Origin of the sequence: Saccharicrinis sp. GN24d3, assembly GCF_052400645.1 — a bacterium.
Taxonomy (GTDB): domain Bacteria; phylum Bacteroidota; class Bacteroidia; order Bacteroidales; family Marinilabiliaceae; genus Saccharicrinis.
This window is the reverse complement of sequence record NZ_JBQTGI010000049.1, coordinates 1-16,149: the sequence shown is the minus strand read 5'-3', so window position 1 is coordinate 16,149 and position 16,149 is coordinate 1. Positions and strand designations below refer to the sequence as shown.

The following is a 16,149-nucleotide window of genomic DNA, read 5'->3' as shown; positions in this document are numbered from 1 at the left end:
AAACTTCCTCATTGGGGAAGTCCGTCTGTGTATGTGTTTTTGTACCAATAGGTTCCCTTAAGTTAACGGCTATGGAACTTGATTCGGGAGCCGCTACGGCTAAAGGAGAGTGTGGTTGTTCCAATTTAATGGATGCTGAAATATTTGTGTCGAAGTGTGCCCGAAGGGTATTTTTCTATGGAGAAAAACCTAGAACCTTATGATGGTATTATTCTTTACTTCTAAAAGCACTTGGAGACTCTTTAAAATAGCGTTTAAAAACTACTGAAAAATAGGAGGGATCAGCAAATCCGCACATAAAGCCTATTTCAGAGATAGTCTTATCTGAACTCTTTAACAACTCAGCGGCTTTCCTGAGTTTGATGTTTAATATAAAATCCTTAACAGGCTTTCCCGTAATGGCTTTTGCCTTACTATATACCAAGGTACGACTCATAGCCATTTGTTCCACAAATGCAGCTACATCAAAATTGGGGTTTTCCATGTTTTTCTCCACAATACTGATAGCCTTGTGCAAGAATTTTTCGTCCGCTGAACTTTGCGTAACTTCATGTGTGTTTAACCCCAGATCATGACTAAAGCGCTCTTTTACAATTTTTCTGTTTGCCAGTATGGATTCTATCTGTGTAAAAAGTAGAGATGTATTAAATGGTTTTGCAATATATGCATCTGCCCCTGATTTTAACCCTTCAATATGGCTCTCTACAGAGGTTTTCGCTGTTAGCATAATAATCGGGATGTGACTGATTCTAAGATCTGATTTGAGTATCTTACAAAATTCTATACCATCGATTTGAGGCATCATCACATCCGAGATGATAAGGTCAGGTTCATTAGTTAAGAGAATGTTTAACGCTTCTTTGCCGTTTTTTGCAGTGATAACAGTATAATTTTTTGACAACAGTTCTTTGACGTACTCACGGAGTTCCCATTCATCTTCAACAACTAAAACAGAAAGATCAGGATTATCTATTCTCGCATCGTCGATATCAATTAATTCAGGTTGGTGCTGAACTTCTGGCAAATCGATATTTGGCGTTGCGAAATCTTTAGTTTGAAAGTGCTCGTTGCCTAAAGGTAATGTAACTATAAAAGTGGCTCCTTCACCCTTGTTGCTGATGGCCTTTATGGTACCATTGTGTAATTCTACCAGGCGTTTAGTTAACGCAAGCCCTATTCCTGTTCCGCTAATATTGTTTTCAACCTGATAATATCGTTCAAAAATAGAATCTAGTTCAGTGGTAGGAATACCGCTTCCGGTATCTTCTACTTTAACTATTGCATATTTCTCCTCTGTATAAACAGATATGCTTATATGTCCATTGGGAGGGGTGTGTTTTAGGGCATTGGTAATCAGGTTCGAAACGATTTTAAATAACTTATCGTTATCATACCATACCTTAATTTGGTTTTCAGTAGGTTTAAAACTTAAATGTATGTTTTCAATTTTGGCCTGATGAATAAAATAGGTGAGGATTTCGTTACAGTGCGCAACCAGATCATTTTTAGTTACTTTAAGTTTCAATTCAGACATCTCAGATTTTCTGAAATCAAGAATTTGATCAATTAATAGGGTCATTCGCTGTGCGTTGCGGTAAAGAAAAGGGAGTAAACTTCTAAATTCTTTATCACTTCCCCCACTTTTAACCAGATGTTGCAGTGGATTATAAATCAGGGTAAGCGGAGTTTTTAATTCGTGAGATATATTGGTGAAAAAGCTTAGTTTTAATTGGTTTACCTCTTGCAATTGCTCACGTTCCTTCTCCTTAATAAGTATTTTCTGGCGTAATTTAATCCTCTCCATTCCTGCACGCCATATTATGTAACCAGTTACTATCATAAAGAGGAATAATAGGGATTGAAACCATCTGGTTTTCCACCAGGGAGGTAATATTTTCAGGTGAATATTGGTTGTGTCATTATTCCACATTCCATTTCTGTTTCTGGCTTTCACTCGAAAAATATATTCTCCTGCCGGTAAATTTGAATAGATGGCATTTCTTCCTTTGCCTGTGTGCCAAACATCTTCAAAAGGTTCTAACCTATACGAATATTCGGTAGACTCAGAAAAAGGTATGTCGAAGGCATTAAAGTTAAACTGGTAGCTAGCCGATGAATAATCTAGTTCGATAGAATATTTATTAAAGACATTGATGGCGAGAATTGAATCTTTAATATTATTTTTTTCAGATGTTAAAGTGGAGAACGAAGTAATTACAGTAGCAGGAGTTTGTGTATAAGGTTCCGTACTTTGCGGATAAAAACGAGTTATTCCCTCATTACTGCCAAAATATACCAAACCATCACTTGATTTTAATATTGATGCCTGAAAATATTCTACACCACCATCCATGCCCAAGGTATTAAACATGGAAATTTCTTCGGTTGAATTATTTTTATTAACTCTCAATAAACCTTCGTTAGTACCTACCCATAAATGATTTTTTTTATCATAATGCAATGACAGATACATCAACGACATTGGGATATTTTGTGTAATATAATTTGAAATTTTTTTGGTTTGCAGATCATAATGCAGCAATGCTTTATTTGTTCCGAAAATAAGGTTACCCTGTCTGTCTTCGACAACAGAATATACTGACCGACCAAATGAATCCGGTACATTGGATAACGAAATTCTTGTGATAAATCTGTCCAGTTTAAGTGAATATCCAAGGATACCCCCATGGGAAGAAAACCAGATAGTACCCTTTCCGTTTTCTGTAGCAGAAATAAATGCTGGATTGATTTGTTGAAAAAACTGTTTTGTGTTGACATTATTATACATCACCGTAGAACCTTTTTGAGTATCTACTTTCCATAATCTGCCATCCGAAACCCAAAGCCTGTTTTGGGAATCACGAAACAGCATATGTGTTGCATTTTTATTAATATCTCTGAGAAGGGGATGTTTATGTGCATCGGTGAAGGAATGTGTTTTTTTATTGAAAAAAAAGAGTCCCTTGGTATAAGATCCAACCAATAACACATCTGAAGTGAATTCTGAAATAGATGTTATTTTTTGTATGTCGGAATTAAAGAAATGATCGAACGTGAGCTTTTTTCTATCAAATAGATTTAATCCTCCGCCATCAGTACCAACCCAAATCTTGCCGTCCCTGTCTTCATAGAAACATAAAATTGTTTTATTTGAAGGGCCGAATTTACTTTGATTCGAATAACTTAATTGCTCAAAATTTGAAGGGTAGAGTATAATCCCGCCGGATCTTACCGTTCCTAAAAACACCATCCCGTTGGAGTGGAAAGTAATATCGTTTATAGAATTGTCAGGTAAAATGTCTGAGGCACTCGGTCCTATTTCCAAAGAATTAAGGAAATTAAAGTTTTTGTCGAAAAGCTGTATCCCCGCGCCATCGGTGGCAACCCATAAGGTGCTGTCAGTATCCCGAAATTCCATATCAAGTATAATGTGGGACTTTATTCCGGAATTTTGCTCATTGAATATTTTTAAGATTTTTCCTGTTCTGGATATTTTAAGTACATTACTGTATGTAGCACAATATATATAGTGATCTACAATGTGGATACCGCGTATTCCAGACATGGGTGTTTGACAAAAAATAGATATTTCTCCTGTTTCTTTGTTTAAAAGATATAACCCGGAATAATAGGTTCCGATTAAAAAGTGTTCCTCGTCAAAAGATACGATTTTATCAATATATAGTTGTTCTTTGGCATTTGAAAAAAGAGGTTTTAGCTGCTTATCGTTATAACTTCTGTCCTTTTTATTATATACATGGATTTTCCAGTTCGTATCTGGAAACCAAATCTCATCTTCAGTCTCGAAAATGCAATTGGTGCCCAGCGTATTGCTAAATTTGCACCTTACAAAATTATCATTTTTCCTATTATAACGATTTATACCATCAGAGGTAGATATCCAAATATCACCGTTCGAATCTTCATGGATTAGGCTTATGTCATCGGATGAGATAGAATAATCGTCATCACTATTGTGAAAATACTTTTTGACATCATTACCGTCAAACCGGTTTAAACCATGGGCGGTTCCCATCCATATATAACCTACATGGTCACGAACAATTGAATGAACAGATTTTTGAGACAAGCCATAATTACCCGATATCGATTTCGTTCTATAGGCGGTGTTGCCTTTGGCTTGGTACACAACTGAGAAAAATAGGGCAATAAGCAAGATGTTTCGAGATAGACCCATTAATAGTTATTTTGTCGTCTAATTTAGTTATCCTTTTAAAAGTTGGCAAAACTATTTACATCCTATATGTTTATTAAATGTTTATGATCTGTAAATCTAACCTTTAAGATATTTCAGAAAATCTTGCCTTATCTGGTTATTAAAGTTTTAAATGTGTCTAACAAGGTTCTGTCAATTGATTTTATTTTTTTTGACATTTGTATCAATACATATACCAACATATAAAGCAATGGTAGGAAGATTCAGGTTCTATGCTCGAGTGCTCTAAAAAAAAAAATTGCGTGCACGAGAACACATTGTGAGTTGTCAATGTAAATTATTTTCCACATTTTTGTCTACTACATAATGTTTAAGTGTTTAAAAGTGAAGTCGAAATCAAATTATACGTTAAAAGATATTGCTGAGATGGCAGATGTTTCGCGAGGAACTGTTGACAGGGTTATACATGGGCGGGGTGTAGTTTCGAAAGGCACTTACGATAAGGTCAAGTTGATTCTTGATAAAATAAATTACCAACCAAATTTAGCGGCACAATCACTACGAAAAGGAGAATTGTTTAAAATTGCAATATTGGTTCCAGATGGAGACTTTGACGTGTTTTGGAAAAAAGCGATGGATGGTATTGAGAAAGCCGTTAAGGAGCTATCTTTCTTAGGAATTAATGTCAGTATGCATTTGTTTAATTCATTTAAGGAGGTTAGTTTTTCTTATAATGCTAAACAGATTTTAAAGGAAGGTTGTGATGGAGTGCTGGTTGCTCCTGTTTTTTATAACGAGGCGAATGAGTTTTTTGAAGAGTGTCATAAACAAGGCATTCCCTATGCGACATTTAATACCGATATTAAAGAAATAAATACACTTTGCCATGTAGGACAGGATTTGGTAAAAAGTGGAGAGACAGCAGCTAGTTTGTTAAAAAAAGTATTGAATGAAGATGATGAATATCTGATCATTCATATCGATGAGGATATAACAAATGCCAAACATATACAGGAAAAGGAAAAAGGTTTTGTACATTATCTGACTGAAAAAGGGGTGTTTAATGACAAAATTCGAATTTTGAAAGTGGAAGATCCTAAATTGATTGAAAAGAAGATGGTAGCCATACTGGACGAGTTCCCAAAGATTAAGGGAGTTTATGTATCCACATCTAAGGTTCATTATGTTGCAGATGTTATTGAGGCATATTCATTTAACCTAGTTCTTATTGGTTATGATCTTATTGATGAAAACAGAAAGCATCTAAAAAAAGGCAATATAGAGTTTTTGATTTATCAGAATCCCGGGTTACAGGCAAGTTCGGCTATTACAATGCTCGTAGATCATCTAGCCTTTAAAAAAGAAGTTCCCAAGATAAAACTTCTGCCAATTGAAATTGTTATTAAAGAAAATTATAGAGACTATACGGCATAAAAAATAATAAAAAAGCAATGAAGGCTTTACTTTTAGGAGTAAGGCCTTTTTTTTTACCCAATTATTTTCTGATTAAAAAATAAAGTGACACTAGAGCCTTTCGAGTCGTATTTAGAAATATAATAATGTCTACGTAAGTTTATATAATAAAAAAACGTTCACGTGCCAATATTTTGATTGAGATTTAATAAATTATTTATTATTTATAATTTTTGAATCTGAAGTTGCGTTATGGTTTGATAAATAGTTAATAGGAGTGTTTTGTGGCAAGGATTGCACTTATAAAAAAATATTTTTTGGGATGTGTTAGTAAACTAAAAATAATAATAGTGCACGTGAACTATTATTATTTTTTCTATATTTGCACCATAAAATTTACAAAATCATGAGACATGAATAAAATTTTAGCTCAAAGAATTGATAATGTACAACGGTGGTTTAAAGACTTGATGCAAGCGAGAAATCCAATTTCAAATAATAACTGGAACTACGAGAGTGATGTAAAAGCCGATTTCGTTATAGGCTATGATAAAGATAATCTGTATCTGAAATTTTATGTTCAGGAATCGAATACAAAGGCTGTTAATACAAAGTTTAATGAGCCGGTTTACGAAGATAGTTGTGTTGAGTTCTTTATTTCTTTTGATGGTAAAAGCTACTATAACCTAGAGTTTAATTGTATAGGTAATGTTTTAGGAGGTTATGGCTCTGACCGAAATAACCGTGAAACATTAGCTCCTGAGCTAATTGAAAAAATCAGTACAAGACCATCTTTGGGTAAAAACAGAATCGAAATTATTGATCGTAAGACCGACTGGAACCAGGAAGTGGTGATTCCAAAAGAAGTTTTTAAAAATGAGGAACTCAATAGTTTTGAAGGATTAAAAACTACATGTAATTTTTATAAGTGTGGCGATAAACAAGTGTTTCCCCATTACTTATCGTGGAGCCCGATAAAAGTAGAAAATCCTGATTTTCATTTGCCTGAGTTTTTTGGAGAAGTGGTGTTTAAATAAATCTAAGTAATGAAAAAGCAAATATTAGTTACCGGGGGTACCGGTTATATTGGTTCACATACAGTAGTAGAACTTCTCAATGAAGGATTTGAAGTAATAATAGTGGATAATTTATCCAATTCTGACATTAGTGTGCTCGAGAACATAGAAAAGATAACAGGTGTAAAGCCTGCTTTTGAGAAACTCGATTTATCCGAAGCACTGCAAACAGAAAACCTGTTTGAAAAATATAGGGATATCGACGCCATTATTCATTTTGCAGCTTTTAAGGCGGTGGGCGAGTCGGTTGAGAAACCATTGGATTATTATTCGAATAACCTGGGGTCGTTATTGAACCTGCTATCTTGTATGAATAAGTATAAGGTTTCTAATGTCGTATTCTCTTCTTCGTGTACGGTTTATGGTCAACCTGATAAATTACCTGTCACCGAAGAAACTTTGCGACGCGAAGCAGAATCGCCTTATGGAAATACAAAAAAAGTTTGTGAAGATATTCTTCAGGATTCGGTAGCTGCTTATAGAAATTTGAAGGGCATAGCTTTAAGATATTTTAATCCAATCGGGGCGCATAAATCGGCATTGATTGGCGAATTACCTGTTGGTATTCCTATTAACTTAGTGCCTTTTATTACACAAACAGCAGCTGGTGTCAGAAAAGAATTAAAAGTCTTCGGAAATGACTATGCTACATCCGATGGTAGTGCAATTAGAGATTACATCAATGTGGTGGATTTGGCAAAAGCACATGTGGTTGCTGTTGATAGGTTAATAAATACTAACAACAAACATGATTATGAAGTTTTTAATCTGGGAACTGGCAGAGGCCTTTCTGTACTTGAATTAGTGGAAACATTTCAGAAAGTAAACGATTTAAAATTGAACTATAGCATAGTTGAACGTCGAGAGGGAGATATAGAGAAAATTTACGCGGATACTACATATGCAAATGCAGAGTTAGGTTGGAAAGCAACTGAAACGCTTGAAGATACTTTGTTGTCAGCTTGGAATTGGGAAAAGAATGTTAGAAATATAAAATAGTAAGAGTATGGAGTTAAATAATTTTTCAAAGGTAGAGAAGAGTTACATCGAAAAAGCAAATGTAGGTACGGTAACTACAAAAGTTCCCTACATACCGGTTGATAACTTTCCTCAATTAGGAATGTTCACCGCACTGAGATTTCTAGAGTGGGTGGCTGAAAATCCGGAGGGTGTTATAAGTCTACCAACAGGGAAAACACCCGAGTATTTTATTCGTTGGACAAAGTACTTGTTAGAGAATTGGAATACTAATAAGGGAAAAAAGCTTCGTCATGAAAATGGCTTAAAGGTGGAAAATAAGCCAGATTTAAGTAAACTCCATTTTGTGCAGATCGATGAGTTCTATCCGATTAGATCAACTCAAAAAAATAGTTTTTACCACTATGTAAACGAGTATTATATCAAAGGTTTTGGCTTAGACCCTGAACGTGCCCTGTTGATTAATTCGGACGAAATATCTTTGGCAGATGGAAAACATTTTTCTGAGGTATTCCCAGACAGTATTGTTGACTTGTCGTTAAGATATCGTGAGGCTAAAAATAAAAAAGAAAAAGAGCAGCAACAATCAATTTTTTTGATAGACGATTGGTGTGTAGATTATGAACGTAAGATCCGAGAAAAAGGTGGAATTGGTTTCTTCTTGGGGGGGATAGGTCCTGATGGTCATATTGCCTTTAATACAAGAGGTGCCGATCACTTTTCAACTACTCGTTTAACCAAAACGAATTTTGAGACACAAGCCCAGGCAGCAGGAGATTTGGGTGGTATTGAAATATCGAAAAATAGGTTGGTGATCACTATTGGTCTTGAATCAATTACTTATAATAAAGATGCCGTTGCTTTGATTTTTGCAGCAGGGGAGGCCAAGGCAACAGTTGTAAAAAATGCTTTGGAGAGTGAGTCTACTGTACTCTATCCAGCAACTGTTTTACAACAGCTGCCTAACAGTCGATTTTATATTACTAAAAGCTCGGGTGTTAAACTGAGCGATAGTGTTGATGCCTATTACCGAACAGGCTTATGGACACAGGAAAAGACGGTAAGAGCAATCATAGATTTATGTAAAAAAATCAATACGTTTGGACCAAAGCTTGAACTATCCGATTTAAAGGAAGATCCTTACTGTAGTCTAATTCCAAATTTGTCCTTGGATACAGTTCAGGAGGTTATCAATTGCGTTCAGGAAAAAATCACAAGAGGTCTGAAGACAGAAAAAGACCAGGTGTTTTATCATACAGGTCCTCACCACGACGATATTCAGTTAGGGATTCAGCCACATGTAAACCGTACTTTACGCGAAAAAACTAACAGATCAATCTTTTCAGTGCTAACATCGGGTTTTACAGCAGTAACCAATCTATTTGTTACCGAAACATTAAATAGTACAAAAATTCTCCTAAATGAAGGCCGAATTCAGATGGTTAATTTTCCTGACTTCTTTGAAGTAGGATATAAATATAAGTGGGATAAAGATGTGTATCACTTTTTACTAAATGTTGCATCGGATGAACCTTTGGAAAGAGTTAGAGGATTGTGCCACCGTGTAATTAGAGCCATCGTATCTATTTGGGATATAAAATCTAAAGATGATTTGAGAGAGACCATTAATGCTATCTTATCCAATATAAGGGATAGTTACGATGGACAAAAGAATCCACCGAAAATTCAGAAGCTGAAAGGAATGATCCGCGAATTTGAGGAAGAGTTAGTTTGGGCTCATTCAGGAGTCCAGGTGAAGAATGTACGGCATCTTCGTTTAGGATTTTATACCGGAGATATTTTCACTGAGCAACCGAATAGAGAGCGTGATGTGGCACCTATATTAGAAGAATTCCGAAAGGAGAAACCTACTGTTATTAGCTTGGCCTTAGATCCTGAGGGAAGTGGTCCGGATACACATTATAAAGTATTGCAGGCCATAGCTGATGCCGTGCGTTTATGGAGCAAGGAAGAGGATTTGAGCAATTTAAGAATTTGGGGATACAGAAATGTTTGGTTCAAATTTGCTCCATCCGATGCCAACGTAATGGTACCATTAAGTATCAATAGTTTGGATGTATTGGATAAATCGTTCTCTGATTGTTACTTGAGTCAGGTAAATGCATCATTCCCAAGTCACGAGCACGATGGTAAATTCAGTACCCTAGCGAAGAATATATGGGTAGAGCAATTAGAAAATGTTCAATATTTGTTAGGTAAAGATTATTTCTACACCAACGAAAACCCAAGTATCCGCGCCTGTCATGGTTTAATCTACTTCAAAGAAATGAATGTAGAGGAATTCCTTGAGCAAGCACGTGAGTTAGAGAAATCAATGGAAGGTTAAACTAATAGGGTATCCGAGCGGTACCCTGCAGTATAATTTTTAAAAATAAATTATTTATAATGACTGAATCAGTTAAACGTAATTATCTGTTGCCATTAGCGATAGTGAGCATATTGTTTTTTGTAATAGGTTTTGGTATTGGGATTAGTGGTTTTTTAACGCCTTTTCTGCAGGATTCTTTTAAACTGTCTACCTCGCAATCGTACCTTGTTACAGCTGCTATTTTTTCAGCTTTTGTAATTTTCGGTGCTCCGGCAGGTAACATCATTAAAAAAGTGGGTTATAAAAACGGAATGGTAATTGCTTTTTTTGTAATGGCAATAGGGATGTTTTTGTTTATCCCTTCCTCAAAACATTTAAGTTTTCCTCTATTTTTGTTGGCTTTATTTATTGGAGGTATTGGTAATACTATTTTACAGGCTTCTGTAAATCCTTATGTGACAATAATCGGCCCTAAAGAGAGTGCTGCAATGCGCATGAGTTTGATGGGTATCATGAATAAATCAGCATGGTGGTTGTCGTCGTTGTTCCTGGGGATATTTTTGGATCTAAAAAATGTAAAAATAGAAGATATAACCTTACCATTTTATATTGTTACAGGTATATTATTGGCTTTAGGTGTATTCATGATTTTTGCACCATTACCTGAAGTGAAAGCGGAAGGAGAAGAAGATGATCCTCAAGACCAAAGTGGTGAGACGTATGCTAAAACGAGTATATTTCAATTTCCACATCTTTTGTTAGGTGTTGCAGCACTGTTTATCTACGTTGGAGTAGAAACACTTCCTATGGTATCGGTAATTGGATATGCCAAAGCTGTGTTTGGTGATACCGCCAAAGATCTGGACAGCTTCTCAATTTATGTTCCTTTGGGATTGGTTATCGGTTACTTGTTTGGAGTGGTTATGATACCTAAATACATGTCGCAGACTACTGCTCTTAAGGTTTTTAGCTGGATTGGAATTGTGTCTGCTTTGTTGTTGATTTTCTTGCCAGGAGAACTGGGGATCTATACCATGGCGTTAATAGGTTTTGCCAACTCATTAATGTGGCCCGCCATATGGCCTTTGGCTATGGCTGATTTGGGTAAATTCACCAAGACAGGTGCTTCGTTACTGGTAATGGGTATTGTTGGTGGAGCAGTCCTTCCTTTGATCTTTGGTTTTATAGTGGATTTTGTGAAAACAACAGAAGTTACAACAGTAGCCCATTATAAAAGTGCCTTTTGGATCTATATCCCATCTTACCTGTACATTCTTTTCTTTGCGGTAAAAGGATATAAAATCAGAAAATAACGATAAAATAAATCAGATGAGAACAGATATCTATAAAATAGCTGAGTGCTTTCAACTGGAAGGCATCGTGAAAAATATTAAACCTCTAGGTGAGGGGTTTATTAATGATACGTATATTATTGATACAGAGGCTGATGATTCGCCTAGTTATCTATTGCAACGTAAAAATAAAAATATTTTTACGGATGTGCCTGCCATGATGGATAACATCGAAAGAGTAACCCTTCATTTGAAGGAAAAAGTAAATGCAAAAGGCGGTGACCCGATGAAAGAGGCCTTGACTGTAACAAAAACCAAAGAGGGAGCGCTTTATCATATGGATGATGAAGGTGAATATTGGGCCGTATGTTTGTTTATAGCTGGTAGCATTACCTACGAAACGGCTGATACACCTGAATTGGCTTTTGCCGGAGGAAAAGGGATAGGAAAGTTTCAATGTATGACCTCCGATTTTGCAGGGAAACTTACAAATATACTGCCTGGATTTCACGATATACGATACCGTTTTAAGCAATGGGAAGAAGTACTCAGTAAAGATCCTGTTGGTAGAAAAAAAGAGCTTGTCGAAGAAATTACCTGGATTGAAGAAAGAAGAACAGAGATGCTGGAATTCTGGGAGAAAGTTGAAGATGGGGAAATTCCGACAAGGGTTACACACAACGATACTAAGATTAACAATATTCTTTTTGATGACAAAGGAGATGTGCTGTGTGTAATTGATTTAGACACTGTACTAAGCAGTACTGCGTTAAACGATTTTGGTGATGCGATACGGTCCTACACTAATACTGGTTTAGAGGATGATAAAGATCTGGAGAAAGTGACGATGGATATGGAAATATTCGAAGCTTACACAAAAGGCTATCTATCAGAAACCAAAAGTTTTTTAACTCCGATAGAGATTGAATACCTGGCATTTTCGGCTAAGTATATTACTTACGAACAAGTGTTGAGATTTTTGATGGATTATATAGACGGAGACAATTACTATAAAACAAAATATGCTAATCATAACCTTGTGCGTACGCATGCACAGTATAAATTATTACAGAGTATCGAAGAACAATACGACGATATGCTGAAAGTTGTGAAGGCAAACCTTCAAACTGATTAAAAGAAACTACCACTTTTTTAAAAAAAATAGATAATGAAACCAACATTATTAGTATTAGCTGCAGGAATGGGAAGCCGTTACGGAGGTTTAAAACAAATAGATCCGATTGGTCCTTCAGGTGAAACGATTATTGATTACTCAATTAATGATGCTATTGATGCCGGATTTGGTAAGATAGTATTCGTTATAAGAGAAAGTTTTGAAGAGGAGTTTAAAGAACTTTTCAATACTAAACTTAAAGGTAAGATTGAAGTTGAGTATGTAACGCAGGAAGTAGACAAAGTTCCAGCAGGATGTAATTATATACCTGAAAGATCTAAGCCATGGGGAACAGGACATGCTATATTAATGGCTAAGGATTGTATCAATGAGCCTTTTGCTGTGATTAATGCAGATGACTATTATGGAAGAGAAGCCTTTTTTACTATGGCTGATTTTTTAATGTATGAATGTTCTGACAAAGAGTTTGGAATGGTCGGCTATAGATTGCAAAATACAATATCAGAGAATGGATCTGTTTCTAGAGGCGTTTGTAATACGGATGATAATGATTATTTATTATCTGTCGTTGAACGTACCCAAATAGAAAAGCAGGATGGCAGAATTGCCTATCGCGATTTCCAAAAGTGGGTTTTTATTGATAACCAATCCATTGTATCTATGAATTTCTGGGGTTTTACTCCTCTTTTATTTAGCTATTTAGAAACACAATTTACACAGTTCCTAAAAGAAGGCGGGCAGGAGATGAAATCAGAATTCTATATTCCTTCTGTTGTTAGCAAAGTTATTATTCAGGGTAACACATGTGTAAAAGTACTTAAATCTGATGCGCAATGGTTTGGTGTAACTTATAAAGAAGACAAAGACAAAGCTGTTAATTCTATTAATAAGTTAATAAGCGAAGGTGTTTACTCAAAGAAGTTATGGAGTAAGTAAGCTAAATAAAAATAAAACGAGAGTAAATTATATGACTTTAATAAAATCAATTTCGGGAATAAGGGGAACGATCGGAGGAAAAGCAGGCGATGGCCTAAGTCCCCTTGACGTGGTTAAATTTACAGCAGCGTATGCTACATGGGCAAAAGCAAATGTTGGTAAAGAAAAGATCACTATTGTGGTAGGTCGCGATGCTCGTATCTCTGGACCAATGGTAGATAAAATTGTTGCTGGTACACTTGTGGGAATGGGTGCTAATGTTATTAATTTAGGACTGTCTACAACACCCACTACTGAACTTGCTGTTGATTGGGAAAAAGCAGATGGAGGTATTATTTTAACAGCAAGTCATAACCCGAAACAATGGAATGCACTTAAGTTATTAAATAATAAAGGTGAATTTTTAAACGCTGCTGATGGTGAAAAGATACTTGAGATTGCGGATAATGAATTGTTTAGTTTTGCTGGTGTGAATGATTTAGGTTGTATGAAAAATGACGATTCATTTTTACAAAAGCATATTGATCATGTTTGCAACCTTAAATTAGTTGATGTAGAAGCTATTAAGTTAGCTAACTTTACTGTTGCACTCGACTGCGTTAATTCTATTGGAGGCACCTTTCTTCCACCGTTACTAAAGGCTTTGGGAGTTGATAATGTTATCGAATTATACTGTGAACCAAACGGACAGTTCCCGCACAATCCTGAACCGTTACCGGAAAATTTAACGGAAATATCGGCCTTGATTAAGGATAAGAAAGCTGATGTTGGTTTTGTAGTTGATCCAGATGTAGATCGCCTTGCCATTGTAAATGAAGATGGAAGCATGTTTGGCGAGGAGTATACTTTAGTGGCAGTTGCTGATTATATTTTGAGTTGTACGCCAGGCAATACTGTTTCTAACCTATCATCCACTCGGGCTTTACGGGATGTTACAGAAAAATATGGTGGATCATACGCAGCAGCAGCAGTTGGTGAAGTTAATGTGGTTAGTAAGATGAAAGAAACCAGCACTGTTATTGGTGGTGAAGGGAATGGTGGAATCATATACCCAGAATCGCATTATGGACGTGATGCTTTAGTTGGAATAGGATTATTTTTAACACATTTGGCAAAGTCGGGCAAAAAGTGTTCAGAACTAAGAGCCACTTATCCTGATTATAAAATAGTGAAGCATAAATTAGAATTGGAGGGCATAGCTAATATTGATGCAGTTTTGGATAAGGTTTATACAAAGTTTAGAGAGTATCCATGTAATACCATAGATGGTGTTAAGATTAACTTTCCATCAGGTTGGGTTCATCTCCGTAAATCTAACACAGAGGCAATAATTAGGATATATGCAGAGGCTGAGAGTGAAAAATCAGCAAATCAACTTGTTGAAAAAATAAAAAAGATAATTTTCTCTTAGTCTGTTCTCCTGGTATGGAACTTTATTAATCTGATCAGCGTTTTAACATGATCGTCCGAGGAACTTTCATCATTTCCGTCATTAAACTATCATATAAAGTAATTTAGCACCTTTTCTCTAATATTCTGCCAAAAAATGGCAGAATATTAGAGAAAAGGTGCGTAAAGGATATCTCATAGACCAGTATTATTGTGTCTATCTAGCGTTTCCTGAGACTGGTAACGAATTTTTTAGTTAAAACTGTTTTAATACAGAAAAGCCTCCAGTTGATGTAGTTTTTATATATTTGCTCACGCATTTTAACAGCTGTGTTTGATGTTTTATTTAAGAAATGAGCATTGAAAAATTTAAGCGAAAATGATTTGGTAAAGAAGCTATCCGAAGGGGATAAAGTCTCGTTTGGAATTCTTTTTAATGTGTACTACAAAAGATTATCCAGCATTGCTTTATATTATCTTAATGATGAAGAATCGGCAAAAGATGTGATTCAAGATGTATTTGCCATTGTTTGGGAGCGTCATGATGGGTTAAAAGAAGTGCATAATTTATCGTCATGGCTTTTTTCAATGACTAAAAATCAATGTCTAAAAAAGATTGACCACCTTAAAGTCAAACAGAAACATACTGATTATTTAAAATACAGGGAATTAGAAATCACACAGTCGGCCTTGTCCGATTTGGACACTTCACCACTTACATTCGATGAAATAAATACTATTATCCAAAAAACATTGAAATCCCTTTCGCCACAAGCACGCAGAATTTTTGAAATGAGCCGATTTGGACATAAAAAAAACAGGGAAATTTCAGAGGAACTTGGCATTTCAATAAAAACTGTGGAAGCAAATATGAGTAAATCCTTAAAGGTTTTTAAAAGATCATTAAGGCATTACTTACCTTTTGTTTTGTTTCTGTTGCAATAAAAGCCTAAGCCCAATACATCGCATTCTCTTTCTATGGGAGAAGATAATATTTAAAGGGTATTGATCTTCTTTGTTTCTTTTCTTGTATCAAGTTCTCACATTATGCACATGATGCTATGGACAAAGCAAACACACAAAAAGTGTTTATTTAGAGGTTAGAAAAAGAAAAATAAGTAGCACTCTAAATAATATGTTACTGCATAAAAGTTATAAAGGTAGCCTGCATTGGGGTAAAAAGACTTGAATTCCTTTCATCTTATCTTTTCTATCCAAAATGCTCATACTTAACCACCCTATTTGTTTGATTCATTTTTTATAATAAAGTGATAATTTTCTAAGTGGCTGCATTTTAATTATTTAAAAGGCTGTAGTTTAATTATGCGTTGCATTATCTATTAATTGTTGATAGGTTTGATTTATTTTCATAAACCGTTCCTTCGCAGCAATATCCTCCAGGGACATTGTCACAAAGTCCTTCA

Annotated in this window: 11 protein-coding genes; 10 read left to right on the top strand and 1 reads right to left on the bottom strand. The window is 35.4% G+C overall.

The window, feature by feature from the left end; all coding sequences use genetic code 11:
• The coding region (locus ACT29I_RS25115; RefSeq protein WP_444794782.1) for a hypothetical protein at positions 1-203 on the top strand (203 nt) is incomplete at its 5' end.
• A gap of 5 nt (positions 204-208) precedes the next feature.
• On the opposite strand, the gene ACT29I_RS25110 is transcribed toward ACT29I_RS25115, so the two are convergent.
• Positions 209-4,198, bottom strand: a complete 3,990-nt coding sequence (locus ACT29I_RS25110; RefSeq protein ID WP_444794781.1) for an ATP-binding protein — start codon at positions 4,196-4,198, stop codon at positions 209-211.
• Positions 4,199-4,561: 363 nt separating this feature from the next.
• Between ACT29I_RS25110 and ACT29I_RS25105 the strand changes: the two genes are divergently transcribed.
• From ACT29I_RS25105 to ACT29I_RS25065, 9 genes are all read left to right on the top strand, one after another.
• On the top strand, positions 4,562-5,611 hold the full coding sequence (locus ACT29I_RS25105) for a LacI family DNA-binding transcriptional regulator (protein ID WP_444794780.1): 1,050 nt from the start codon (positions 4,562-4,564) through the stop codon (positions 5,609-5,611).
• Positions 5,612-6,003: 392 nt separating this feature from the next.
• On the top strand, positions 6,004-6,627 hold the full coding sequence (locus ACT29I_RS25100) for a carbohydrate-binding family 9-like protein (protein ID WP_444794779.1): 624 nt from the start codon (positions 6,004-6,006) through the stop codon (positions 6,625-6,627).
• A 9-nt stretch (positions 6,628-6,636) separates the two neighbouring features.
• Entirely contained in the window at positions 6,637-7,665 is a 1,029-nt protein-coding gene (gene galE / locus ACT29I_RS25095; protein ID WP_444794778.1) for a UDP-glucose 4-epimerase GalE, read from the top strand.
• 7 nt (positions 7,666-7,672) lie between these two features.
• Positions 7,673-9,991 (top strand): glucosamine-6-phosphate isomerase, encoded by a 2,319-nt coding sequence (locus ACT29I_RS25090; protein WP_444794777.1) that lies wholly within the window; start codon positions 7,673-7,675, stop codon positions 9,989-9,991.
• Positions 9,992-10,050: 59 nt separating this feature from the next.
• Positions 10,051-11,286: an MFS transporter gene (locus ACT29I_RS25085; RefSeq protein ID WP_444794776.1), complete on the top strand. Its 1,236-nt coding sequence runs from the start codon at positions 10,051-10,053 to the stop codon at positions 11,284-11,286.
• Between the two features lie 16 nt (positions 11,287-11,302).
• Positions 11,303-12,400 (top strand): phosphotransferase enzyme family protein, encoded by a 1,098-nt coding sequence (locus tag ACT29I_RS25080; RefSeq protein ID WP_444794775.1) that lies wholly within the window; start codon positions 11,303-11,305, stop codon positions 12,398-12,400.
• A gap of 33 nt (positions 12,401-12,433) precedes the next feature.
• Complete coding sequence (locus ACT29I_RS25075; RefSeq protein ID WP_444794774.1) at positions 12,434-13,336, top strand: nucleotidyltransferase family protein; 903 nt, start codon at positions 12,434-12,436, stop codon at positions 13,334-13,336.
• On the top strand, positions 13,305-14,747 hold the full coding sequence (gene glmM, locus ACT29I_RS25070; protein ID WP_444794773.1) for a phosphoglucosamine mutase: 1,443 nt from the start codon (positions 13,305-13,307) through the stop codon (positions 14,745-14,747). The genes ACT29I_RS25075 and glmM overlap by 32 nt, the downstream gene beginning before the upstream one ends.
• A gap of 338 nt (positions 14,748-15,085) precedes the next feature.
• Positions 15,086-15,670: an RNA polymerase sigma-70 factor gene (locus tag ACT29I_RS25065; protein ID WP_444794772.1), complete on the top strand. Its 585-nt coding sequence runs from the start codon at positions 15,086-15,088 to the stop codon at positions 15,668-15,670.
• Positions 15,671-16,149 lie beyond the last annotated feature (479 nt).

Bases quoted from the DNA above. Each gene is read 5' to 3' on its own strand.
- ACT29I_RS25090 (WP_444794777.1), top strand. From the start codon at position 7,673: ATGGAGTTAAATAATTTTTCAAAGGTAGAGAAGAGTTACATCGAAAAA.
- ACT29I_RS25085 (WP_444794776.1), top strand. From the start codon at position 10,051: ATGACTGAATCAGTTAAACGTAATTATCTGTTGCCATTAGCGATAGTG.
- ACT29I_RS25110 (WP_444794781.1), bottom strand. From the start codon at position 4,198: ATGGGTCTATCTCGAAACATCTTGCTTATTGCCCTATTTTTCTCAGTT.
- ACT29I_RS25100 (WP_444794779.1), top strand. From the start codon at position 6,004: ATGAATAAAATTTTAGCTCAAAGAATTGATAATGTACAACGGTGGTTT.
- galE (WP_444794778.1), top strand. From the start codon at position 6,637: ATGAAAAAGCAAATATTAGTTACCGGGGGTACCGGTTATATTGGTTCA.
- ACT29I_RS25080 (WP_444794775.1), top strand. From the start codon at position 11,303: ATGAGAACAGATATCTATAAAATAGCTGAGTGCTTTCAACTGGAAGGC.
- ACT29I_RS25075 (WP_444794774.1), top strand. From the start codon at position 12,434: ATGAAACCAACATTATTAGTATTAGCTGCAGGAATGGGAAGCCGTTAC.